General features: G+C 36.9%; 19 protein-coding genes and 1 pseudogene. 4 read left to right on the top strand and 16 right to left on the bottom strand.

Annotated elements, in window-relative coordinates:
• Nucleotides 1–5 precede the first annotated feature (5 nt).
• The 6 genes from GFJ36_RS02950 to bdhA form a co-directional block, all read right to left on the bottom strand.
• Complete coding sequence (locus GFJ36_RS02950; protein ID WP_098082474.1) at nucleotides 6–1319, bottom strand: D-arabinono-1,4-lactone oxidase; 1314 nt, start codon at nucleotides 1317–1319, stop codon at nucleotides 6–8.
• Complete coding sequence (locus tag GFJ36_RS02945) at nucleotides 1307–2479, bottom strand: amino acid deaminase/aldolase (RefSeq protein WP_097890006.1); 1173 nt, start codon at nucleotides 2477–2479, stop codon at nucleotides 1307–1309. The genes GFJ36_RS02950 and GFJ36_RS02945 overlap by 13 nt, the downstream gene beginning before the upstream one ends.
• 108 nt (nucleotides 2480–2587) lie before the next feature.
• Nucleotides 2588–3589: a sphingomyelinase C gene (sph, locus tag GFJ36_RS02940; protein ID WP_157349453.1), complete on the bottom strand. Its 1002-nt coding sequence runs from the start codon at nucleotides 3587–3589 to the stop codon at nucleotides 2588–2590.
• A gap of 73 nt (nucleotides 3590–3662) precedes the next feature.
• On the bottom strand, nucleotides 3663–4514 hold the full coding sequence (gene cerA, locus GFJ36_RS02935; RefSeq protein ID WP_000731008.1) for a phospholipase CerA: 852 nt from the start codon (nucleotides 4512–4514) through the stop codon (nucleotides 3663–3665).
• 260 nt (nucleotides 4515–4774) lie between these two features.
• The gene (locus GFJ36_RS02930; RefSeq protein WP_000948239.1) at nucleotides 4775–5119 is read right to left on the bottom strand and encodes a potassium channel family protein; all 345 of its coding nucleotides are present in this window, start codon (nucleotides 5117–5119) and stop codon (nucleotides 4775–4777) included.
• Nucleotides 5120–5237: 118 nt separating this feature from the next.
• Entirely contained in the window at nucleotides 5238–6290 is a 1053-nt protein-coding gene (bdhA, locus tag GFJ36_RS02925; protein ID WP_157349452.1) for a (R,R)-butanediol dehydrogenase, read from the bottom strand.
• A gap of 226 nt (nucleotides 6291–6516) precedes the next feature.
• Between bdhA and GFJ36_RS02920 the strand changes: the two genes are divergently transcribed.
• Nucleotides 6517–7695: an MFS transporter gene (locus GFJ36_RS02920; RefSeq protein ID WP_097890007.1), complete on the top strand. Its 1179-nt coding sequence runs from the start codon at nucleotides 6517–6519 to the stop codon at nucleotides 7693–7695.
• A 281-nt stretch (nucleotides 7696–7976) separates the two neighbouring features.
• On the opposite strand, the pseudogene inhA2 reads toward GFJ36_RS02920, so the two are convergent.
• From inhA2 to GFJ36_RS02870, 10 genes and pseudogenes are all read right to left on the bottom strand, one after another.
• A pseudogene (gene inhA2 / locus GFJ36_RS02915) lies at nucleotides 7977–10375 on the bottom strand (M6 family metalloprotease immune inhibitor InhA2).
• 317 nt (nucleotides 10376–10692) lie between these two features.
• Entirely contained in the window at nucleotides 10693–11340 is a 648-nt protein-coding gene (gene fsa / locus GFJ36_RS02910; RefSeq protein ID WP_000667662.1) for a fructose-6-phosphate aldolase, read from the bottom strand.
• A 34-nt stretch (nucleotides 11341–11374) separates the two neighbouring features.
• Nucleotides 11375–12301, bottom strand: a complete 927-nt coding sequence (gene rbsB / locus GFJ36_RS02905) for a ribose ABC transporter substrate-binding protein RbsB (RefSeq protein WP_088061895.1) — start codon at nucleotides 12299–12301, stop codon at nucleotides 11375–11377.
• 14 nt (nucleotides 12302–12315) lie between these two features.
• The gene (locus tag GFJ36_RS02900; protein WP_088061893.1) at nucleotides 12316–13251 is read right to left on the bottom strand and encodes an ABC transporter permease subunit; all 936 of its coding nucleotides are present in this window, start codon (nucleotides 13249–13251) and stop codon (nucleotides 12316–12318) included.
• A 2-nt stretch (nucleotides 13252–13253) separates the two neighbouring features.
• A complete protein-coding gene (gene rbsA / locus GFJ36_RS02895; RefSeq protein WP_046953796.1) occupies nucleotides 13254–14738 on the bottom strand; it encodes a ribose ABC transporter ATP-binding protein RbsA in 1485 nt (494 codons plus the stop codon).
• Between the two features lie 18 nt (nucleotides 14739–14756).
• Entirely contained in the window at nucleotides 14757–15152 is a 396-nt protein-coding gene (gene rbsD, locus GFJ36_RS02890) for a D-ribose pyranase (RefSeq protein ID WP_097890009.1), read from the bottom strand.
• On the bottom strand, nucleotides 15149–16045 hold the full coding sequence (gene rbsK, locus GFJ36_RS02885; protein ID WP_097890010.1) for a ribokinase: 897 nt from the start codon (nucleotides 16043–16045) through the stop codon (nucleotides 15149–15151). The genes rbsD and rbsK overlap by 4 nt, the downstream gene beginning before the upstream one ends.
• A 13-nt stretch (nucleotides 16046–16058) precedes the next feature.
• Nucleotides 16059–17030 (bottom strand): ribose operon transcriptional repressor RbsR, encoded by a 972-nt coding sequence (gene rbsR / locus GFJ36_RS02880; protein ID WP_088608981.1) that lies wholly within the window; start codon nucleotides 17028–17030, stop codon nucleotides 16059–16061.
• A 138-nt stretch (nucleotides 17031–17168) separates the two neighbouring features.
• Nucleotides 17169–18782, bottom strand: a complete 1614-nt coding sequence (locus GFJ36_RS02875) for an MDR family MFS transporter (protein ID WP_088608980.1) — start codon at nucleotides 18780–18782, stop codon at nucleotides 17169–17171.
• Nucleotides 18783–18801: 19 nt separating this feature from the next.
• The gene (locus tag GFJ36_RS02870; protein ID WP_001132358.1) at nucleotides 18802–19260 is read right to left on the bottom strand and encodes a MarR family winged helix-turn-helix transcriptional regulator; all 459 of its coding nucleotides are present in this window, start codon (nucleotides 19258–19260) and stop codon (nucleotides 18802–18804) included.
• 272 nt (nucleotides 19261–19532) lie between these two features.
• On the opposite strand from GFJ36_RS02870, the gene glpT reads away from it, so the two are divergent.
• The 3 genes from glpT to GFJ36_RS02855 all read left to right on the top strand — a co-directional run bounded on the left by glpT (nucleotide 19533) and on the right by GFJ36_RS02855 (nucleotide 23099).
• Nucleotides 19533–20882, top strand: a complete 1350-nt coding sequence (gene glpT, locus GFJ36_RS02865; protein WP_157349451.1) for a glycerol-3-phosphate transporter — start codon at nucleotides 19533–19535, stop codon at nucleotides 20880–20882.
• 284 nt (nucleotides 20883–21166) lie between these two features.
• Complete coding sequence (locus GFJ36_RS02860) at nucleotides 21167–22186, top strand: ABC transporter ATP-binding protein (RefSeq protein ID WP_000795363.1); 1020 nt, start codon at nucleotides 21167–21169, stop codon at nucleotides 22184–22186.
• Nucleotides 22173–23099, top strand: a complete 927-nt coding sequence (locus GFJ36_RS02855; protein WP_001196373.1) for an ABC transporter ATP-binding protein — start codon at nucleotides 22173–22175, stop codon at nucleotides 23097–23099. Before GFJ36_RS02860 ends, GFJ36_RS02855 begins: the two co-directional genes overlap by 14 nt.
• Nucleotides 23100–23102: the final 3 nt, after the last annotated feature.

Below are 23102 nucleotides of genomic sequence, written 5' to 3'. Positions count from 1 at the left end.
CTTTGTCAGCTTTTTTTCATAATCGTAAATAATTTTTCTGTGTAAGGGTTTGAAAACATTTCTGCTTCATCTAGTAACTTTCTCGCCTTTAGAAACGAATGCATTTCTGGATATATATTTTGTAATTTTTCGTACGTTAACGTATGCATTTTCCCCCAATGCGGGCGCCCTTCATACTTTAGAAAAATTTTCTCCACCTCACCAAAATAAGCAGCATACTTCATACCTTTATACATATGAACGGCAATATACGCTGAATCCCTTCCGTACGCTGGACTGAGCCATATATCATCCCTTTTCACATAACGGCATTCAATTGGGAAGTGCACTTTATACTTTTTCTTTTCAATAAGGTTTGAAATATCTTCTACAACAGCCCGCATATACTTTGAAGGAACACTATACTCCATTTCATAAAATGGAACCGCACGCGATGTAGCAAATACTTCATAACTCGGACCAATTATTTTTGTATTCGGTACAGCTTTAGCCGATAATCGACTTACACCTTTACTTATAGAAGGAAACCATTTACATCCTTTAGATAACAAAGAGAACATCTTATTTTCAAGCAACTCTACCTTTAGTTTATACCATTTCAAGTCACTTTTTTTACCCGTTGTTTCATTTGTAAATTTCACTTGTACTTCATCTGAATAAGGAAAAACAAAAAATTCAAAATGGCGATTCTTCTTATATTCTTCTAGCTTGTTCATTACAGTAGATAATGACTGTTTTTCACTTTTATAAACGAGTGAATAGGCTGGAATAACCTTCAATTTTATTTTTACAATGATACCTAACATTCCTAGCGACAACTGAAAGGCTCTCCAATATTCCACATTCTCAGTTTCCGAACAAACTATACTCTCGCCTGTAGATAAAACTGCGGTAATCTCTATAACTTGTGTTGATAAACTTCCAAAGGTAATACCCGTTCCATGAGTCCCTGTACTAATCGCTCCTGCAATCGATTGCGAATCAATATCCCCTAAATTTTCTTGTGCATAACCTTTTTCTTCAAGTAACTTCCCTAAATCATGTAGCTTTGTTCCTGCCCATACTTCGGCAACCATCTTCTCTGCATCCATATCCAAAATACCTTTCAATTCATCTAAAGAAACTAAAATTTCTTCCGTTTGCACAAGAGGTGTAAACGAGTGTCCTGAACCGACAACACGAATTTTCTTCCCTTTTTTTCGAGCAAGCCCTACAACTTCTACTACATCTTGTATACTTTCTGGATACATCGTATAATGCGGCGTTCCTTCTACATTCCCTGTCCAATTTCTCCATTTTTGTCCCTTTATAGAAAGCATTGGCCATCCCCCCGATATGTTGAATACTCCCCAACAATCTCTCCTTCTTTCACACGATATAAAAAAGGAAAACGCTCACATAATTCTCCAGCTTTACTATGGCGAAACAAGATAGAATCTCCTATCTCTACTCGTTCCTCACCGTTATAAAAAATCGGTGTTTGCACTTCGCCAGCGCCTTCTAAAGCTAATAGTTTGGCACCATTTGGTCTCCAAATCTCAGGTTCTTTATCTTTCCCGATTGCACCTGAGGCAATATATCCACCACCTAAACAAGTGTAAATAAACGGGGCTGGTTTACGCACAACTGGTAAAGCAAATCCGACGGCTGGATGAAATTGCACCTCTTTATAATAATCGAACAGCTTCGGGGCATAAAAAGCAGAACCTATTGTAATCTCTGAAACTGAATTATCTTGCTCAGTTGTTTTTATACTTCCTGTGCCTCCCCCATTTACAAACCTTAGTTCAATACCTAGATTTTGTATTTCTTTTACGATATGTCCTCTTCTTTCTTTAACTTCTAACACTGACTTCTTCTTTAAATACGAAATTACTTTACTTTTCACTCTTTGATTCGGTATGTGATCTCCTACCCCAGCAATTTGAGCTTCATATCCCATTACCCCATCTAGTATTAAAAATGATGATTCTTTTACCCTTTTTACTATTTTCAAAGCACCTTGCACATCTTTTACCGGTGATCTGTTTACCCCAAAATGAAATTGAAAAAAACGACTACTCATATCAATATCCAAACAAACACGAAAACACCCTTTAGACTCCTCAGCAATTTTTTCTAAATAAACAATATGGTCTTCACAATCCACCATACAAGTTATAATGAGGCCTTGCTTTGTTAGCAAACTTATTTCATGTAAAGCCCTTTTATCATAAGCAGGATATCCGAGCAATAAATCATTGAATCCTTGTTCAATTAAAAACAAAGCCTCTCTAGGTGAAAAACACATAATACCTTGAAATCGATCATTTGTAGCTAAAATCTTTTGCATAACCGGAACAGAACGTAGCGATTTACTCGCTATACGAATCTTCTTGTTTCCACTTAATTCCATAACCGATTGAATATTTTTATCTAAAGCTACTTCATCCAAAAATGCACACGGTAATGGAACTTCTTTAAAAATTCCTCGATCCACATTTTTCTCTCCTCTTTTCAATATGTCTTATACATATTGGAAAGAAAGTTGAAATTTCCTCTACAAAATAAAAAAGTTTCTTCCTATTAAGAAGAAACTTTTTTAGGACTATTTCATAGAAATAGTTGCCTCTACTGGATAATGATCAGAGTAATCATTATATGTATATTTTTTAAGCCATGATGTAACAGTCCACTGTGGAGATTTCGGTTGTAATACTTTATTCTCTATAAATGACGGATTCGCATGGTCCTTACTTGCAATAATATAATCTAAATACTCGGCAGGGCTATCAGGGAAATTATATTTTGCTATACTGTTTGTCGTCGCATCCCAAGTTGCTGTATGTCCCGTATAAGATGGAATAGAAGCGTGCAATGTTTTGAACATGGATGCGTACTCTGAGTCACTATTGTTCTCTGCATTTATTTTATTCACGTTCATATCACCACCAAATAGGACGTACTCGTCATTTGGTATATTCTTATTTTTAATAAAGTCTTGAATTTCTTTTAACTGATTTGTACGTACAGATGCAGGTGAAGTTTTTCCGCACATACTATCTTCAGCCTGCAAATGCGTCCCGATTACATGAACGAAACGATCATTCTTCTTAATTTTTGTGTATACAAATCCTTTATTTGATAAATTATCTGGCCCGCATCCTTTTGCAAATACATATTGAATCTTTTCAACGATTGGCCATTTACTCACGATTGCAACGCCCCCATCTTCAGGAGTTGAAGATGAATAGCTACCTAACGTTTTATCCCATACATTTCCGTTACTACGACCTAATACCGCTGTTTGATTTGGATATTCTTTCTTCAAATTCCCTAACAAACGATCTGATGCGCTATTATCAAACACTTCATTTAATATAACAACGTCTTGATTCTTTATATAATCTGCCGCCCCAATTAAATCAGCACGCTCACTTTGTCCCCAGTTCGGATATAAATTTGTTGATAGCATGTACACATTATGTGTCATCACTTTCAAAGTATTATTTTGATTTGTAGACGTTTCTGCTTGAGCTGAAGATCCTCCGTATAAAACTCCTAAACCAATCCCAAAGCTAAGTACACCTTTTAGCAATTTTCCTTTCACGCTTCATACCTCCATGTATTAGTTGTAAAAAGGCCAAATACTCTATTGTGAGATTTGACCTTTTTTTTAATACTTAACGATCTCCGTACGTATCAAACCAAAGCTGAATGTATCCGGCAGTAACACGTTGTGCATCCATTAATCGCTTACCTGTCATTGGTGTAACTTCAGCGCGCCATTTATCTGCATATTCTTGTGATACAGCTGCTTTTACGAACCAATCTTTCGTATTATCATTTACAATGCCAGCGTAATCTTGTTTCGCTGCTACTGCCGCTCCGTGAATCCACTCTTCTGGATTTGTACCTTTCCAGTTCCAATATCCATTTCCATCCGTTACTTTATAATTATCTTTTATCGTATCTACAAAGTTTTCATATTTAGAATGGAATCCTTGTGGGTACGAAAGATTTGTAAAGTTTGCCGCATGCATCGGTTGGTTTACATCTCCTAAATAATGAAGAGATAATCCTAAATAGAAGAATGCTTGTTTCATATCTTTATTTTTATATGATTCACCAGCTAATTTAAAATATTTAGCGCCAGTTTCTTTTGCCTGCTTTGCAAATGGAATATATGTTTTTCCATTGTCTGGATCATAGAAATGTGAAGCAAATGTGCTATTATCATAATAAGGATTTTCATAGTCAGCAGCATAAATACCATTTTCTAATTCCGTACGCCATTCATTTAATTGTGCAACTCGATCCTGTTTTACAAGTGTTGTATTGCGAGACATAATATCAATGGCACGGTTTACAATCCATAAATGAGAGTTTACGCCTTCTTTATGTTTATCTTCAGCAGACCAGCGATGAACTATTTTTATTTTACTTCCCCCATCGTTTTCATGAGCAAATGCAACACTTTGTAACGGCGCTACTAATGTAATAGCTGCTGCTAAAGCAAGTACTTTCTTTTTCATCTGAAATCCTCCATTTTATAATTGAATTATTGTAAACTTTTTGTTAGGATCCTATGATATCCTCCGGTTAACCTATGACTAGAATATCCCACCTTTCATGAAATTTCTATCAATAAATTAAAATATGCAAATGTTCATATCATTATAACTTTATACATAGTGAATATAATGAATGCACTTATATTGTAGTAAAGTATTGTTAAGCTACTACGAATGATTGTCTAAACTAATGTAAAAAAAGAGTAAAGCATCCACATGCTTTACTCTTTTTTTCTATTCGATAATATACTTGGCAGTTGTACATTAACTGCCAACTTATGAATAAATCCAAACACTAATCCAATCCCAATAAATATGTATAAGATTGTAAATACCTTTCCGAAATCAGTTTGCGGACTAAAATTCCCATCACCGACAGTCGTCAACGTGACTACACTAAAATATAAAGCGTCAAGAGGACGTAATCCTTCAACTGTACTATAAAAAATCGTACCAGATGTTAATGTTAAAAATGTTAATACGAATAATACTTGAAATTCTTTATCTTTCCACGCTCGTAAACAAGCTTTTAGCATTCGTTTCAATGTCAACATAAATGAAAGCATTAGACTTCCCCTTCCAAACAAAATACCTGTAGTTAAAGGAAAGTCTATCACCTTTCTGTATAGAAAAAAAGTAGCCCTCTTCTATTTCTAGAAAAGAGCTACTTTTTACTATTCTCTATTATTTAGGTGAAACAAGAATTTTCACTTGTGTTTTATCTTTTACAAGTGCTTCAAATCCTTCTTCAACAACTTGATCCACTGTGATTTTTTTCGTAATTAATTTCTCTGCTTGAATTTGGCCAGAGCTAATTAATTTAATAACAGCTGGGAAGATATGACGGTATCCAAGAATACCGATAACTTCTTTTTCTTTTAGTACAAGGTTGTTTGGCGTAATTGTCGCATCTTTTTCCCACACACTAACAATTACAGTTTGTCCTTCAAAGCTTGTACTTTCAATCGCTTGACGAAGTACTACTTCGACACCTGTTACTTCAAAGCTCACATTTACACCTAAACCATTTGTTAAGTTACGAATTTCTGCTAGTACATCTTGAGTAGCTGGATTTAATACATAATCCGCACCTGCTAATTTTGCTAACTCTTGACGTTCTTTAGAAAGTTCTACTGCAATCACAGGAGTTGCTCCTGCTGCTTTAGCTGCTTGAATGACAAGAAGTCCAATTGGACCACAACCAAATACTGCTACAGCTTCCCCTTCTTTTAATTTACTTTGACGTACTGCATGAACTGCTACCGCTGCTGGTTCTACAAGTGCACCTTGTTCATACGTCATTTCATCAGGAATATGGTGGACCATATCTTCTGGTACTACTGTATATTCAGAGAAACCGCCGCCGTCTCCGCCAAGACCGTGGAAAACAAGTTGTTCACAAACATTGTAATGTCCATGTTTACAAGCTTCACATTTACCACAAGAATAAATTGGTTCTACAACGACGCGATCTCCCACTTTATGAGAAGTAACGCCTTCACCGATTTCAACTACCTCACCACTAATCTCATGACCTAAAATAACCGGTGCTTTTACGTGTGTTAATGGGTGCTCTTCTGTTGGAATAAAAATAGGTCCTGCTAAATATTCATGCAAGTCTGTTCCGCAGATACCACACCATTTCACTTTAATCTTAACTGCTCCTGGTCTTACAGTTGGTTCTGGTACTTCTTCTACTCGTACATCGCGTTGATTATGCCAAAGTAATGCTTTCATTTTATACATCCCTCTCTACGTATATACTTAACCTGGTGAAGTTTACAAATCTATTATAATACTTCTATCCATATATTTCAAAAAAACAATCTCATTCCCACTAAATTTTAACAAATAACGTTCAATATTTTGTCACTTTGTACTTTTTGCCACATCTGTTAATGCTAATTTCATTGCGGTTGAAATTAGCATTATGCCATAATAGCATAGGAGAGGTGAATATCGCTTGAAATATTTTATTTACTTTATTGTTATCGTAGCGTTTCTAGATACATTTTCACAATTACCTATTATGAGTACGTTCGCTCAAAGTCTTGGAGGATCTCCTCTTATTATTGGGCTAGTTGTCGGTATGTACTCATTCGCTAATATGATCGGTAATATTATTGCTGGCGCTGCTGTCGATAAATTTGGTGCAAAAAAAATACTTTATATAAGCATGGGACTTACGAGTTTCATAGTCTTGTTATACACCGTTGTTCAAAGTGGTGAACAACTATTAGTTGTGCGCTTTATGCACGGCTTTAGTGACGGATTTTTAATTCCTGCTGCCTTTACGTTTTTATCAAAACAAACAAATTCAGCAAGACAAGGTAAGGCAATGGCCCTATCTGGTGCTGCTGTTGGAACAGCGGCAATTGTAGGACCGGCTTTCAGTGGAATTATGAAAGCAACTGCTGGTATAGAGTTGGTGTTCATTACCATTTCTATTTTAATGGTCCTTGGTACAATCGTATCTCTATTCTTCTTACCAAATAACGTATCAAGAAAAGATACTTCAAGAACACAAATGATGAACAAAAAGGATATGATTGAACTATTGAAATCAGAACCGTTATTGCAAGCATATATTGGTGCCTTCACGCTAATGTTTTCACAAGGAATTGTCACTTATATGCTACCAGTGAAAGTTGAGGCATTAGCACTTAAAGCATCTACAACAGGCATGATGTTAAGTGTATTCGGTATTACCGCTATCCTCTTCTTCTTGCTGCCAACAAACCGTATTTACGATCGATTTAATCGTTCAAAACTCATGCTAATTGGGATTGCAGTAATGGCATTCGCGTTATCTTTACTTGGATTATTCGCAACAAAAGGTATGCTCTTTATCGTTATGATGATTTATGGCATTGGATTCGCTATCCTTTTCCCATCGATAAATGCATTACTTGTTGAAAATACGACAGATGATAAGCGCGGAAAAGCATTCGGATTGTTTTATGCTTTCTTCTCATTAGGAGTTGTTGCTGGATCCTTTACAGTTGGTGCAATCGGGGCATCCCCTAGCGTCAGCTTCGTTATCGGAACTGCATTCTTATTAACATTCGCTGGAATGATTTATGTAAGAAGCAAAATAAAAAGTAAAGCAAACAGCAAAGTAAAAAAGACAATGATGGGTTAATTCCATCATTGTCTTTTTTTTCCTAATATATTACTTTTGTGTCTAACCAAATAACAATGTAAATAAATTGAACTGTAAAGGCAACACTGCAGTTCTTCTTTTACAAAAAAAGTGTATAAATACCAACGATACTTCGACAATTTCCTCGGAAATATTTCCTTTCCCCACATAATTTGATACACTACATATGGACAGACACTTGTATTACATAAGCTAAAATAATAACTTACTGTACAAATTGAAAAGCACACTCTTCATATGAAGAATGTGCTTTTATGTTATTAACGTTTAATCCAAACAGCGCCTGCCGATTTATCCTCTGCCTGTCCAACAACTTGGAATTTAAGTCCAAGGTTTGGAACTTTTCTTCCTGCATCTGCAATTTGTTTGTTACTATATACTTTTGAATCATCAAATGTTGTAACACCTTGTAATCCAGAATAGTTAAACTGTCCACGTGTTAATGAATTTGCACTCCATGCTGGTGTTTGATCAAATGAAAATGCAGCATCTGCAATTTGCATACCTGTATTACCGTAAGTTGGTCTTCCGTTTAAATTCCCAACAAATGCCTCTGGATGCGAATCCACAACACCAAGGAATCCTTCACCTGGATGCACCCCAACCCAGTTATCTTTGAAGCTATCATCTGCATACCAAACGACAAGACCTGTATTATACACTGGACCTTTTCCTGCTTTTAATCCATTATCTGATCCCGCATAGTTTCTCCACTCTAAGTAGTAATAATGAGCTTTCTTTTCTGTCCCATCAGAAACAACAAAACCATTTAAATTCATTTTAGCCTGTCCTTCTGTATCATCAGAAAATACAACTTGTCCATCAACAGTTACATTTACATTATCCATCGCGAAACCTTTATATGTTACAGCCGGATCTGTAATATAATCGAATTGCAGTTTCACTTTTTTCCCTTTAAATTGACTTAAATCATATGATTTATCCATCCATTTTCCATCTGTTGTATCTTTATCTTCTTGGACTACTTTTTCTCCAAGTCTATCAATTAACGTTTTCGTTCCATCTTCTGTTACTGCATGCACTTCGACAAAATCGCACTCTGCTTCTAACTCATAATTTGCTTTATAATCGAATTTTGCATTTGTTCCTTTTGTTAAATCAAAGAATGGTGTCTCTAGTGTTGTATGCATATCATCTCCTCTTGTACTATAATATGCATGCTTTCCAAACTCCGGTTTAATCGTTTCAACACTTTTACCTGGTAAGTTAACACGTACAACGCCTGGACGATTGGATTTTGTAACACTTTGATCAATATATGTAGGAACTCCTACTCCACGCTTAATTTTATCGTAATCTACTTCTAAAATTTTTGCCCAGTTGCCACCCATATTCTTTTGTAAGAAGTCTTTATTTTGTGGTGAGAAACTAGTTGGCTCTGTTCCTGCAATTTTCCCTGTCCAACTACCTCCACTCATTAATGACCACGCTTCGACAGGTGAACCAGTTCCAGTATATTTCGTGTCATATTCATCTGGTAAACCAAGATCATGTCCAAATTCATGCGCAAATACACCTACTGCTCCATCTTCTGGTTCAATTGTATAATCATGCGCCGCTACTTTTCCACCAAAGTAATCTACCTTTGATTTTGTACCTTCAACCGCTACTGGATCTATTGCTAATTTTGAACGATGTGACCAAATTGCATCATCACCTAATTTACCGCCACCAGCTTCTTGACCAACGCCAGCATGGATTACCATTAAATGATCAATTACACCATCAGGTTCATTTTGATTTCCATCACCATTTGTATCATATCTATCAAATTGATCAAATTGAGATAAATCTAGCCCTTTCTCAGCAGCTGCATGTAAAGCTTCTTTCACTAAATCACGTGCGCCTTTTGGTCCTTTATTATCGTGACCACTACTACCATCAGCACCGTAGTCAGACGCTTTTCCTGGAACAGTTAGCCATTCCGTTACATATCCATCTGTCGTATAACTTCCACCAGACTGCTCTTCATAATATTGTTTAAACGTTTTTACTTTTGAACCATCAAATAATGTGTACGGTTCATTACCAAATAACATTTTTTGATAATGCTCTCTACTAAAGTCATTGGAATACATATACCCTGGTGTTTGATCAATATTATTATGTTTATAATCACTAAATTCAACGAGTAATACTAATACTTTATCATTTCGAACTGACCCTTTATATGGCGCTTGCTTTGCTTTAGAAGTTGGGACTTGTCCATTCAATTGTTTTTTATTTGGTTCTGGTTTTTGCTCAGGACTAACATTTTTTTCAGGTTTCTTTACTTTCTCCTTTTCTTCCATTTTCTTCTCTTTTACTTTTTTCACGAAATCAGATGCCTCTTTAGCAGTATCCGCTGGAAGAATTTCTTTATTTGCCTGATCGCCTTGTTTCTTTTCAATATACTTTTCTACAGCTTTTTTCGTTTCTTCTTTAGAAGATGCTGGATTAATTGTTCCCTTTCTTTCAACGCTTCCGCTAAACGATCCTCTTGAATTAAATTGTAATCAATTGGTGTTGTAGATACATTTTCTTTCTCTTTTGCTGGCGTTTCTGCGTATGCTAGCGGAGTACTCATTACAGATGTGCATCCGATAATTGCCGCAATTGCTAATGATGACAACACTTTAAATGGCGTTTTTCTTCTCATTCTATTTCTCTCCTTTTATAAAACTTAAAATTCAGATAAATGAGTGCATTTAAATCGAAATCCCTATTTTCTGCCCTCCCTATATAAAAAGGCATAATTCTATAAACGTTAAGCTTTCTGTTATAGAATCATGCCCCTCCAGTTTTCTGGTCAGAACCTCTACCTTTTTATGTCGAAATATGAAAAATAAAAAGTGATTTGATATATATTAAATAGCTTATATAACAAATTTAAAAGACAATATGCAAAATTGCATGAAAATTCTTTTAAATAAAAAAAGAACCCTAGTCAATTAAACTAGGATTCTCGATTTTCTATTATTTCTCTTGTGTTTTTTCCCAATCAGCTAAGAACTTCTCAATTCCTTGATCTGTTAATGGGTGCTTCACTAATGAAGCAATTACGTTTGCTGGGATTGTTGCAATATGTGAACCGTTTAATGCTGCTTCTGTTACGTGAACACTGTGACGTACAGATGCTGCAATGATTTCTGTTTCAATACCGTGAATTGCAAAGATTTCTGCGATTTGACGGATTAGGTCCATACCGTTATGACCGATATCGTCTAAGCGACCTAAGAATGGTGAAACGTATGTTGCACCAGCACGAGCTGCAAGTAATGCTTGAACTGCTGAGAATACTAATGTAACGTTTGTACGAATTCCTAAGTCAGAGAATGCTTTTACTGCTTTTAAACCTTCTGTTGTCATTGGAACTTTTACAACAACGTTTGGAGCAATTTTCGCTAACTCTTTTCCTTCTTCGATCATTTTATCAGCTTCTAAGCTAATTACTTCTGCACTTACAGGTCCTTCTACAACGTTGCAAATTTCACGAATACGCTCGTGGAAATCTACGCCTTCTTTTGCTACAAGTGATGGATTTGTCGTTACTCCAGCTAATACTCCTAATGCATTTGCCTCTTTAATTTCGTTAATGTTTGCTGTATCAATAAAAAATTTCATTTGTTATTCTTCCTTCCTGATTTTCATTTTATATTTATTTGTTTTTCTTAATAAGCTCTAATTCAATCGGAATAGATTTGTCCACTTTTTTACCTTGTGTTATCTCTTTTGCTGTTTGCATCGCCTTCTCCCCGATTAATTCCGGTTTTTGAGCAACTGTTGCAGCCATACGCCCATCGTTAACCGCTTTTACAGCATCTTCTGTTGCATCAAAACCAACAACGACTACATCTGTTTTTCCAGAAGACTTCAATGCTTCAAGTGCCCCTAATGCCATTTCATCGTTATGCGCAAACACGGCTTTAATATCACCATTCGCTTGTAAAATGTTTTCCATAACAGATAATCCTTTAGCTCTATCAAAATCAGCCGCTTGTTTTGCAACTACTTTTAAAGACTTATCAGCTACGTTATGGAATCCTTTCCCACGCTCACGAGCAGCAGAAGATCCAGGGATTCCTTCTAACTCAGCAACGTTTGCTCCCCCGCCAACTAATTCACGAATGTAATCACTAGCCATTTGACCACCTTCGATATTATTAGATGCAATGTGAGAAACAACCTTACCCGAATTTGCAACGCGGTCTACTGTAATAACAGGAACATTTGCAGCATTTGCCGCACTTACTGCTGAAGCAACAGCATCTGAATCGGTCGGATTAATAACAACTACATCGACACCTTTTTGAATTAAATCCTCAACATCGTTCGTTTGCTTTGCTGCATCATTTTGTGCATCAACAGCAATCAATTCAATGCCGCTTGCTTTCGCTTGCTTTTCTGCTCCTTTTTTCAAAGTCACAAAAAATGGATTGTTTAAAGTTGAAACAGAGAATCCAACTTTAATAGTTTTATTTCGACCTTTATCGCTAGAATCCTTTGCCCATTCTGGTGGTTCCATTGAACAACCAGCAGTAATGACCATAATACATGCAACGAGTATAAGTAACCATTTCTTCATGAACTATCCCTCCATTACGCTTCTTTTCGGCGATCAATTAATACAGCTAGTAAGATTACAAGTCCTTTTACAACTTGTTGGAAGAAAGAAGATACACCTAATAAATTTAAACCGTTATTTAGTACACCGATAATAAGTACACCGATGAATGTACCAATAATCCATCCTCTTCCCCCAGAAAGACTTGTTCCACCTAATACAACTGCTGCAATTGCATCTAATTCATAAGAAGTACCTGCAGTTGGCTGTGCAGAATCTAGTCGTGATGTTAAGACAATACCTGCAAGCGCTGCCAAAATTCCGGAAAGACCGTAAATCATTACTTTAATTCTCGTAACATTTATACCTGATAGTGCTGCTGCTTCTTCATTTCCACCAATTGCAAATGTACGGCGACCAAATGTCGTTTTCTTCAAAATGAAGTACAGTACTGCGAAAGCGATCATCATTGTAACAGCTGGTACCGGAATACCTAGAAAATAACCGCGACCAAACATTTGGAACATTAAATGATCACCAAGACCAGTGATCGGACGTCCGTCCATATAAACAAGCGTCAACCCACGAAAAATAGTCATTGTTGCTAAAGTTGCAATAAATGGAGCTACTTTTCCCTTCGCTATGATGATACCGTTTACAATTCCCATTACAAGACCAGCTAATAATCCAACTGCCATCGCAAGGAACGGGTCCATGCCACTTGCCATCATTCCAGCAACAAGTGCACTTGATAATGCTAAAATAGAACCTACCGATAAGTCAATACCCCCTGTTAAAATTACAAAGGTCATTCCGAATGCAATAAGCGCATTAATCGATACTTGACGCAGTATATTAAATAAATTTGGAATCTCAATAAATGCCGGATTTAAAGCTGTAATTACGACGATAATTAATACTAAACCGATTAAAGAACCGAGTTGTTGTAATACATTCCCCTTCTTAGCCATCCTTACTCTCCCCCTGTAGCTAGTGCCATAATAGACTCTTGTGATGCCTCATCTTTCTCTAAAATGCCGCCGACTTTTCCTTCATGAATAACAAGAACACGATCACTCATTCCTAAAACTTCTGGAAGCTCAGATGATACCATAATAACGGCATCGCCTTGCTCAGTAAGCTTATTCATAATAGAGTAAATTTCTTTTTTCGCTCCAACATCTACACCTCGTGTTGGCTCATCTAAAATGAGTAACTGCGGGTGGATACCTAGCCATTTTGCAATAACAACCTTTTGCTGATTTCCACCAGAAAGAGATTTCACCGCTTGCTCTCCACTAGCTGCTTTCACATTAAGAAGTTTCATCATATCCGCTGTAAACTGTTGTTCTAGTTCGTTACTTAAGACACTTCCCTTTGAAAGACTTTCTAAATTCGGTAAAGCTAAATTTTCTCGAATTGAGAAATCTAAAACTAACCCTTCAGATTTTCTATCCTCTGTAATAAAAGCTATTCTTTGTCTAATCGCATCTATCGGACTATCAATCTTTACTTCTTGTCCATTTATAAAAATTTGGCCAGAATCTAAAGGTTCGTATCCAAATATCGCTTTCATAATATCTGTACGGCCAGCTCCCATCAAACCAGCAACACCAAGGATTTCACCTTTTCTTACTTGAAACGAAACATTTTCAAACTTCCCTTTTTTCGTTCCGTTACGCATCTCAAAAATGACATCGCCAATTTGACTATTTCGCTCTGGGTAACGTTCACCAATGCTGCGCCCCACCATCATACTCACTACTTCATCAAATGATGTTTCCGGAATGAGTCTCTTTCCTACGTATTCCCCATCACGTAAAATCGTAATGGCATCACATATTGAAAAAATTTCTTCCATTCGGTGTGAGATATAAACGAACGAAACGCCTTCTTTACGTAATTTATTAATGACAGTAAACAACGTTTCAATTTCACGATCTGTTAATGCAGCTGTAGGTTCATCCATAATAATAACGCTCGCGTTTGTCATTAACGCTTTCGCAATTTCGATAATTTGCTGTTGTCCAACCGATAACTCTCCTGCCAACATAGCGCCTTTTACATGTAACCCTAACTCCGCTAGTTGCTGCTGCGCAATCGCGTTCATTTGACGCGTACGCAAAATACCTGTCTTCCCATACATTAACTCTTTACCGAGAAACATATTTTCAGCTACTGTTAAATTCGATAATATGTTCAATTCTTGATGTATAAATGCAATACCGTACTCTTCTGCTTCTTTCGCATTTTTAAAAGTTCGTTCTTGTCCATCAATCGTGATTGTTCCACCATCTTTTTTGTATACACCTGTTAAAATTTTCATGAGCGTTGATTTGCCCGCTCCATTTTCCCCCATCAATGCATGGACTTCCCCTGTTTCAATCATAAACTGTGCATTCTTCAAAACAGGATTGCCATTGAACGCCTTTGAAATATTTTTCATTTCAATACGCATTCCCATCACTTCCTTTTATTAAAAAATCACGCCTGCATGTAAAATTACATTGGCATAAGGAGTAGCCTCTCCTGTACGAATAATTGCTTTCGCTTTCTTCGTGTGCTCTTTAAATTGTTCATGCGATACATATTCAAATGCTGACTCTATTAATTTCAGCTCGATTTCTTTATTTACTTCCGCATTATTATTAATGACTTCTTCTGCTAACGTTACTTTTTCAATTGCCATATCATCAGCTACCACTTGCAATACGTCTAAAAAGCTAGGTTTTCCAATCTCAACAGCTAAATCAATTCGTTTTACTCCGGCAGGAATTGGTAACCCGCAGTCTGCAATTACAATCGTATCTGTATGTCCAAGTGAAGCAAGGACTGATGCAATCTCACTGTTTAATACACCGTGCTTTTTCAACCGACAATCACCTGCACTTCACGTACTCTATCTCTCGTTGGCATACCGCCCTGTGCTCCAAGTTTCGTTACAGAAAGGCCACCAGCAATATTCGCAAAACGAATTGCTTTTTGAAGTGTTTCTCCTTCAGAAAGCGCAACTGCTAATGCACCATTGAATGTATCACCAGCTCCAGTCGTATCTACTACATCAACAGCGATGCTAGGAACATGTACAATCTCCGTACCATTATGGAAACGAACACCTTTAGAACCTTCTGTTATCAATAGTTTATTTGGATATTTAGCCAGTAAACCTTCAATTGGTGACGTGAAATCATCTAATACGATGCGACACTCATGTTCATTTGGTGTAATATAAGTTGCCTTTTCTAAAATATCTTCTGATAACACTTGTGCTGGCGCTGGATTTAACATAACTGGAATATTATGCTCCTCACAAATAGCCAATACATATTTTACTGTTTCAAGTGGAATCTCTAGTTGAAGAACAACCATATCTGCTTTTATAAGAAGATCTTTTGAACGATCTACAACCGACTCATTTACAAGAGCATTTGCCCCTTGCACGACAACAATACTGTTATCCTCTTCTGCTAAAACGATATGAGCAATTCCTGTCGCTGTATCTGTAACCGGTACCACATAGTCGATAAAAACGCGTTCGTTCTCTAAATTGTTCCTAACTACAGTTCCATAATTATCGTTTCCAACCGCCCCAACCATCGCTACATTTGCGCCTAATCTAGCTGCAGCAACTGCTTGGTTGGCTCCTTTCCCTCCCGGGATTGTATGAAATGCTTCACCAATTACTGTTTCTCCTGCTTTCGGACGTTTTTTTGAAACAGCCACTAAGTCCATTGAAATACTACCTACCACTGCAATATTTGGCATCTGTTTCATCTCCTTACTTCGTTGTATTTCGTTCTATAATTTCAATCGGTAAACGATAGTGTTTCTCTTCTAATACGTTTCCTTCCATCTGCTCTAACAACAGCTCTGTTGCAATTTTCCCCATTTCATAAATTGGCTGTGCAACAGTTGTAATAGATGGATACATCATTTCTGTTAAAGAAATTCCATCGAATCCGATAATTTGTAAATCATCTGGAATAGAAATCCCCTTTTGGAGTGCAGCCTTTACAATACCTATTGCAATTAAATCATTTCCAGCAACAATTCCATCAATATGTGGGTATTCTTCTAATAATTCCACTGTTACACGCTCACTATTAGCTGGATCAAATGTACTCTCTGCAATCATATAAGAAAGATTATTTTGCGTAATAACGTCTACAAAACCTTCAAAACGTTCATTAGCAGTGCTTACATCACGCGGTCCGCGAATATGCGCAATATGTTTACAGCCTTTATCTATTAATAGCTTTGTCGCTGCCTGACTCCCTGCATAGTTATCTGCATATACAGTAGGGATACGCTCATTAAACATACGGTCAATTGCAACAACTGGAACAGACAACTTCATGTAATTAACACTATTTTGTGGATTCGTTGCTACAATAAATCCATCCACATTATTTTGCCTAAGTACATCAATATATTGCTTTTCTTTCTCTAAACTCTCATCAGAGTTACAAAGGACAACTGTGTATCCTTGTTTATGCGCTACATCTTCTACGGCACGTGCAACTTCTGGAAAGAATGGATTCACGATATTTGGAACAACTAAGCCAATTAAACGTGATTTTTTATTATACAATGAACGCGCTACTGTACTAGGTTTATAATCTAGCATCTCAATCGCTCGTTCTACTTTCTTTAATGTATCTTCATGAACATATCCATTTTTATTTAACACTCTGGAAACGGTCGCCACAGATACTCCCGCTAATTTCGCAACGTCTTTAATCGTACTCATTCTCTTTCCTCTCCATCCCATGTAACCGTTTACAGAAAACAATATAACGTATTTCTAGAAATACGTCAATCATTTCTCATGAAAAAGCTTTTAAGGTTATACTCAAAAAAAGCACCGCCATAAGGCGATGCTTTTTCATTACGAATAGGATACAGTTTGTTCTTTTTCCTCTGTAGCTGGCTCTTCAGCATCTTTTTTACGATCTGACAGTTTAATCTTCTGTAAGAAAATCGTAAAGATAGCGCCTACTACGATAAATACTAATCCTGTTAAGAATACAGTATGAAGTGAGTCTACTAAAGAGTTTTTCAAGATTGGTACAATGCTGTTAGCGAATGCTTCTGGCATTTGTTTTAATGCCTCTGGACTAAATAGCATCGAATATAAACCTTGTGGATCTGTGTGAATCATATCTTTAAATTTCGTTACCATTTGGCCCGCTTCTTTCGGGAACGTATCTAATACAGGTACTAATTTATTTGTTAATGTTGTACCTGAAGTGTTATTCATGATTGACCCTAAAATTGTAATACCAAATGTTCCACCGATTTGACGGAAGAACTGACTTGATGATGTTACGACTCCAAGATCTTTTTTCGGGAAACTTTCTTGTAACGCTAATGTTAATGTCGGCATAACAAGACCCATTCCTAAACCGATAATACTCATATAGAAAGTAGCAGTAAGTTTAGTCGTGTGCATATCCATCGTTGTTAATAACCAGAAACCACCAGCCATAATAAGCATCCCTGTAATAATTTGTGGTTTCACACCAACTTTTAATACAAGTTGACCACCGATAATACTCATCACTATCATTGTAATCATCATCGGTGTCATAATTGTTCCTGATTCAGCAGCACTTACTCCTACAATTCCTTGCATGAAGAATGGTACGAACATAATCGCACCGAACATTCCGATACTCATAAAGAAACCAATCGCATTCAGTATTGTAAACGTGCGATTTTTAAAGAAATGCATCGGTAAAATCGGTTCTTCTGCTTTCGTTTCAACGATAACAAAGCTAATAATACCAATTAGAGCTAATGCAAATAAACCGATAATTTGCCAAGAATCCCATGGATAATCTTTTCCGCCAAACGTTAATGCAAGTAATAAACTTACAACACCGAGAATCATCGTAAAGATTCCAGCAATATCAATCTTGATCGGTCCTGTTTGTTTATGTGACTTTAATCCCATTGCAATAAAGATTGTTGCTAAAATACCAACTGGTAAGTTAATGTAGAATACCCATCTCCAGTTCACTGCGTCTACAATCCAACCACCCACTTGTGGTCCAATTACAGAAGCAAGACCGTATAACGCACCAAAAATACCTTGCCATTTCGCACGTTCTTTTCCCGTAAACATATCTCCGATAATAATCATAGCCATTGGCATCATAATACCGCCACCAAGACCTTGAATACCACGGAAAATAATTAATTCTGTCATACCATTTGCCATACCACATAACGCCGAACCAACCATAAAGATAACTAGTCCTGTAATATATACGTTACGACGGCCAAGTAAATCCGCTAATTTACCTGCAATTGGTACAACTGTCGTTGATGTTAACATATAAGCTGTTGTTAACCACGTCATTAAACTTAATCCGCCTAGTTCACCGACGATACGCGGCATTGCTGTACCAACAATCGTTCCATCTAATGCAGCAAATAGCATCGCGATTATTAAACCAATTAACAGCAACTTTCTATTTATGTTTTCTTGTTGCTCCATGTAATCTCCTCAATTCCTCTTAGTTATTCTCTTTTTTCTCTTGTGTCCCGCAAATAATTGTTTCTAACTTCTCAAAGAGGCGTAACAAATCTTCTCTTTCTTGTAATTCTAAATGTGAGAAATATTTTGCAATATGCTCATTACGAGCGGTCATTGCCTCTTCTACTCTAGCTTTCCCCTTTTTTGTTAACTCAATGATGACAACACGACGGTCATCTTTGTCGTGATAGCGTTCTACAAGCTCTTGGTCAATTAGGCGATCAATCATCACTGTAATTGCACTAGGCTTTACATACATCTTTTTTGCTAATTTTGTCGCTCTTGAAGCACCGTAATGATCTAAAATCTTTAAAATATAAAACTGCGGTGGTGTAAGTCCTGTTGCTTGCATTTGTTCTAATAACTCCGTCTGCATTTTCTTTCCAATCGAAAAGGCAAGAGCTTGAATTTTATCGATATGCGTCATATCATTTGGCATGTTATCCACCTCTTATTTAAGCAATAAAATATTTAACGTATTTAAATATTAATCCCACAAACAAAATCCGTCAACACTTTTTATTTATAAAAACGTTTACATTTCTGTCACAAAGTTGTATAATTTTCGACGAAGTTAATATTGACAGTCACGGAGAATCGGAGTATACGGCTATGAATCATAAAAAAGGAAACTTTTTTATATTTCATGGCCTTTTTATATTCTCTCTGACTTACAACATTTCGAATTCATTAGGGGAGGATTTTCATTTTATGTTTTTCACACAATTATTTAAGCCTGCGCCCTACGCGGAACGCTTACCAGCTGATCGCGTTGATAGCGAATACCGTAAATTACGTTTACAAGTATTCTTAGGTATCTTCATCGGCTACGCAGGTTACTACTTTGTTCGAAAAAACTTTTCACTAGCGATGCCATACTTAATCGAACAAGGCTTTAGTAAAGGGGAACTTGGGGTTATCCTTTCAGCAGTATCTATCGCTTACGGATTAAGTAAATTTCTTATGGGTATCGTATCCGACCGTTGTAATCCTCGCTACTTTTTAGCAGCTGGGCTATTTTTATCAGGTATCATTAATATTATTTTCGGCTCATTTTCTTTCATTACAACGAGCATTATACTTATGTTTGTCCTTCAGTTTTTAAATGGATGGGTACAAGGTATGGGATGGCCTCCTTGTGGTCGTACGATGGTTCACTGGTTCTCTATTAGTGAACGTGGTACAAAAATGTCTATTTGGAACGTTGCTCATAATGTCGGTGGCGCTCTTATGCCTTCTCTTGTGACATTAGGCTTATACTTCTTCGCAAATGACTGGAAGAGTATTTTTTACTTCCCAGGTATTCTTTCAATTTTAGTTGGTATTTATGTATTAATTACGATGAGAGATACACCTCAATCTTGTGGATTACCTTCTATCGAAGAACATACTGGAGAATATCCATCAGATGAAAAAGTAAAAGATCGAGAACGCGAACTTTCAGTAAAAGAAATTTTATTTAAATACGTACTAAACAATAAATTTTTATGGTACATCGCTATCGCGAACGTTTTCGTTTATTTCGTACGTTACGGCGTTGTAGACTGGGCTCCTACCTATTTAGTAGAGGAAAAAAGTTTCACTCATAGTAGCTCCCGTACAGCTTACGCTCTATATGAATGGGCTGGTATTCCAGGTACACTTCTTTGCGGATGGATGAGTGATAAACTATTTAAAGGGCGCCGCGCACCTGCTGGTATTTTATTTATGGTTGGTGTATTTATCGCCGTTCTTGTTTACTGGCTAAACCCTCCTGGTAATCCAATGGTTGATAGTATCGCACTTGTCGCGATTGGATTTTTAATTTACGGACCTGTTATGTTAATCGGCCTACACGCACTAGACTTAGCACCAAAAAAAGCTGCTGGAACTGCCGCTGGTTTAACTGGGTTCTTCGGTTACCTAGGTGGAGCTACTTTTGCTAGCGCAGCTATGGGCTTTATCGTCGATGCATTCGGATGGGATGGCGGATTCATCTTATTACTTGTATCTTGTGTACTTGCAATGTTCTTCCTTGCTCTTACTTTAAAGACAGGATCTGCAAAACCAAAACAAGCTTAAGTACTAATATTATTCTTATCAAAAAAAGAGAGACTGTTCTTTCCAGAACACCTCTCTTTTTTCTACATATAATACTTTTTTCTTACAAAAGATTTATTTCCCTCTCACATATATGTTAGCGTTTTCAACTAACTTCAATCCCTTATATAACAGCATTCAATCTCTGTATAAAAAGATTTTTGAATATTTTCTCAACTTATGCTTGTCAAACATTGTCAATTTATATTAAAATAACAACAACATACAAAATATTTAGTCTTTTCAGAAAAGATGGAGGTATAGCCATGAAGAATCCACTTCTTCGCATTGAAAACTTACAGACTTCCTTTCGCATACAAGATCACTATCATGCCGCAGTTGATGATGTTTCGTTAACTGTCCATGAAAATGAAATTGTCGCGATAGTTGGTGAATCAGGTTGCGGAAAAAGTGCACTTGCCCTTTCTATTATGCGACTGCATAATGAAGCAAATACAAAATTACAAGGGCAGCTTAACTATAGAGATAAGGATCTACTAACTATGTCAGCCGCAGAGATGAATAAAGTACGCGGATCAAACATCGGTATGATTTTCCAAGAACCTCTTACAGCACTCGATCCTCTTATGACAGTTGGAAAACAAATCGAAGAAAACTTAGACTACCACACAAGCCTTTCAAAAGTTGAAAAAAAAGAACGCACCTTAGAACTACTTCATCAAGTTGGTATTCCAAAACCAGAACTTACATATAAACAATACCCACACGAATTATCTGGCGGAATGAGACAAAGAATTGTTATCGCAATTGCAATTGCTTGTAACCCAGCACTCATTATTGCGGATGAGCCAACAACGGCCCTTGACGTAACCATCCAAGCACAAATTTTAGACTTACTAAAATCTATTCAAGAACAAACGAAAATGGGCATCATTTTAATTACTCATGATTTAAGTGTTGTCGCAGAAACAGCAGATCGTATCGTCGTTATGTACGCTGGACAAGTTGTAGAGACAGGAAAAGTTGAAGAGATTTTTAACAACCCTCTTCACCCATATACTCGTTCTCTATTAAACTCCATTCCATCTGCGTATGGTGAAAAAGAAAAATTGCATGTAATTCAAGGGGTCGTTCCTTCGTTAGCGAAGCTTCCTCGCACAGGTTGTCGCTTCCAAGCTCGAATTCCATGGATTAGACCTGATCAACACGAGGAAAATCCAATTTTACATGAAGTAAAACCAGACCATTGGGTACGTTGTACTTGCTACAAGCATTTCAACTTCCAAGATAAGAAAGGAGATGACGTAGCTCATGGCACTGCTTAAAGTAGAAGATTTAAAAGTACATTTTCCAATTAAAGGTGGTTTCTTCGGCCGCACATTAGATTACGTGCGTGCTGTCGATGGTGTAAGTTTTGAATTACAACCGGGTGAAACATACGGGATCGTTGGTGAATCCGGAAGTGGCAAATCAACAACGGGTAAAGCAATTATGCATTTAACGAAAGCAACAGAGGGTAGCATTCATTTTAATAATAGAGATTTAACAAAATTAAGTCGCTCTGAGCTACGTGAACAACGAAAAGATATTCAAATGATTTTCCAAGATCCTTATTCATCATTAAATCCGAAGAAACGTGTTCTCGACATTATTGCTGAGCCTCTTCGAAATTTTGAGAAGCTCTCACCTGATGAAGAACGTAGAGCGGTTCAAGAATATCTTGATAAAGTTGGTCTAAATCCAGAGTCAATTTATAAATACCCACATGAATTTTCCGGCGGGCAAAGGCAGCGGATTGGTATTGCACGCGCACTTACATTAAAACCGAAGCTTATTATCGCTGATGAACCTGTATCAGCACTAGATGTTTCTGTACAAGCTCAAGTATTAAACTTCTTACAAGATTTACAAGCTGAGCTCGGATTAACATACTTATTCATTAGTCATGATTTAGGTGTAATTCGTCATATGTGTGATCGTATCGGTGTTATGTATCGCGGACGCATCGTCGAAGAAGCAACTAGTGCAGAAATTTATAGTAATCCGCAACATATTTATACGAAGCGCCTAATATCAGCAATTCCTGATATTCGTCCTGAAAACAGAGAGAGACAGCGTAAGCTCCGTCAACAAGTAAGCTCTGAATACGAGAAGTCATACGAAAATTATTTCAATGAAAACGGTCGGGCTTATGATTTAAAACCAATCTCGCCAACGCACCGGGTGGCATTACCATAAGGG

This window comes from Bacillus sp. EE-W1, from assembly GCF_009760835.1.
GTDB lineage: Bacteria > Bacillota > Bacilli > Bacillales > Bacillaceae_G > Bacillus_A > Bacillus_A wiedmannii.
Note: the sequence above shows the minus strand (reverse complement) of the source record. Positions and strands in the feature narration are given on the sequence as shown.

Excerpts from the sequence above, each read along its gene's own strand:
- GFJ36_RS02950 (WP_098082474.1), bottom strand. The coding sequence starts at position 1,319 with ATGCTTTCTATAAAGGGACAAAAATGGAGAAATTGGACAGGGAATGTA.
- cerA (WP_000731008.1), bottom strand. The coding sequence starts at position 4,514 with ATGAAAAAGAAAGTACTTGCTTTAGCAGCAGCTATTACATTAGTAGCG.
- GFJ36_RS02930 (WP_000948239.1), bottom strand. The coding sequence starts at position 5,119 with ATGCTTTCATTTATGTTGACATTGAAACGAATGCTAAAAGCTTGTTTA.
- bdhA (WP_157349452.1), bottom strand. The coding sequence starts at position 6,290 with ATGAAAGCATTACTTTGGCATAATCAACGCGATGTACGAGTAGAAGAA.
- fsa (WP_000667662.1), bottom strand. The coding sequence starts at position 11,340 with ATGAAATTTTTTATTGATACAGCAAACATTAACGAAATTAAAGAGGCA.
- rbsB (WP_088061895.1), bottom strand. The coding sequence starts at position 12,301 with ATGAAGAAATGGTTACTTATACTCGTTGCATGTATTATGGTCATTACT.
- GFJ36_RS02900 (WP_088061893.1), bottom strand. The coding sequence starts at position 13,251 with ATGGCTAAGAAGGGGAATGTATTACAACAACTCGGTTCTTTAATCGGT.
- rbsA (WP_046953796.1), bottom strand. The coding sequence starts at position 14,738 with ATGCGTATTGAAATGAAAAATATTTCAAAGGCGTTCAATGGCAATCCT.
- rbsK (WP_097890010.1), bottom strand. The coding sequence starts at position 16,045 with ATGCCAAATATTGCAGTGGTAGGTAGTATTTCAATGGACTTAGTGGCT.
- rbsR (WP_088608981.1), bottom strand. The coding sequence starts at position 17,030 with ATGAGTACGATTAAAGACGTTGCGAAATTAGCGGGAGTATCTGTGGCG.
- GFJ36_RS02875 (WP_088608980.1), bottom strand. The coding sequence starts at position 18,782 with ATGGAGCAACAAGAAAACATAAATAGAAAGTTGCTGTTAATTGGTTTA.
- GFJ36_RS02870 (WP_001132358.1), bottom strand. The coding sequence starts at position 19,260 with ATGCCAAATGATATGACGCATATCGATAAAATTCAAGCTCTTGCCTTT.
- glpT (WP_157349451.1), top strand. The coding sequence starts at position 19,533 with ATGTTTTTCACACAATTATTTAAGCCTGCGCCCTACGCGGAACGCTTA.
- GFJ36_RS02860 (WP_000795363.1), top strand. The coding sequence starts at position 21,167 with ATGAAGAATCCACTTCTTCGCATTGAAAACTTACAGACTTCCTTTCGC.
- GFJ36_RS02855 (WP_001196373.1), top strand. The coding sequence starts at position 22,173 with ATGGCACTGCTTAAAGTAGAAGATTTAAAAGTACATTTTCCAATTAAA.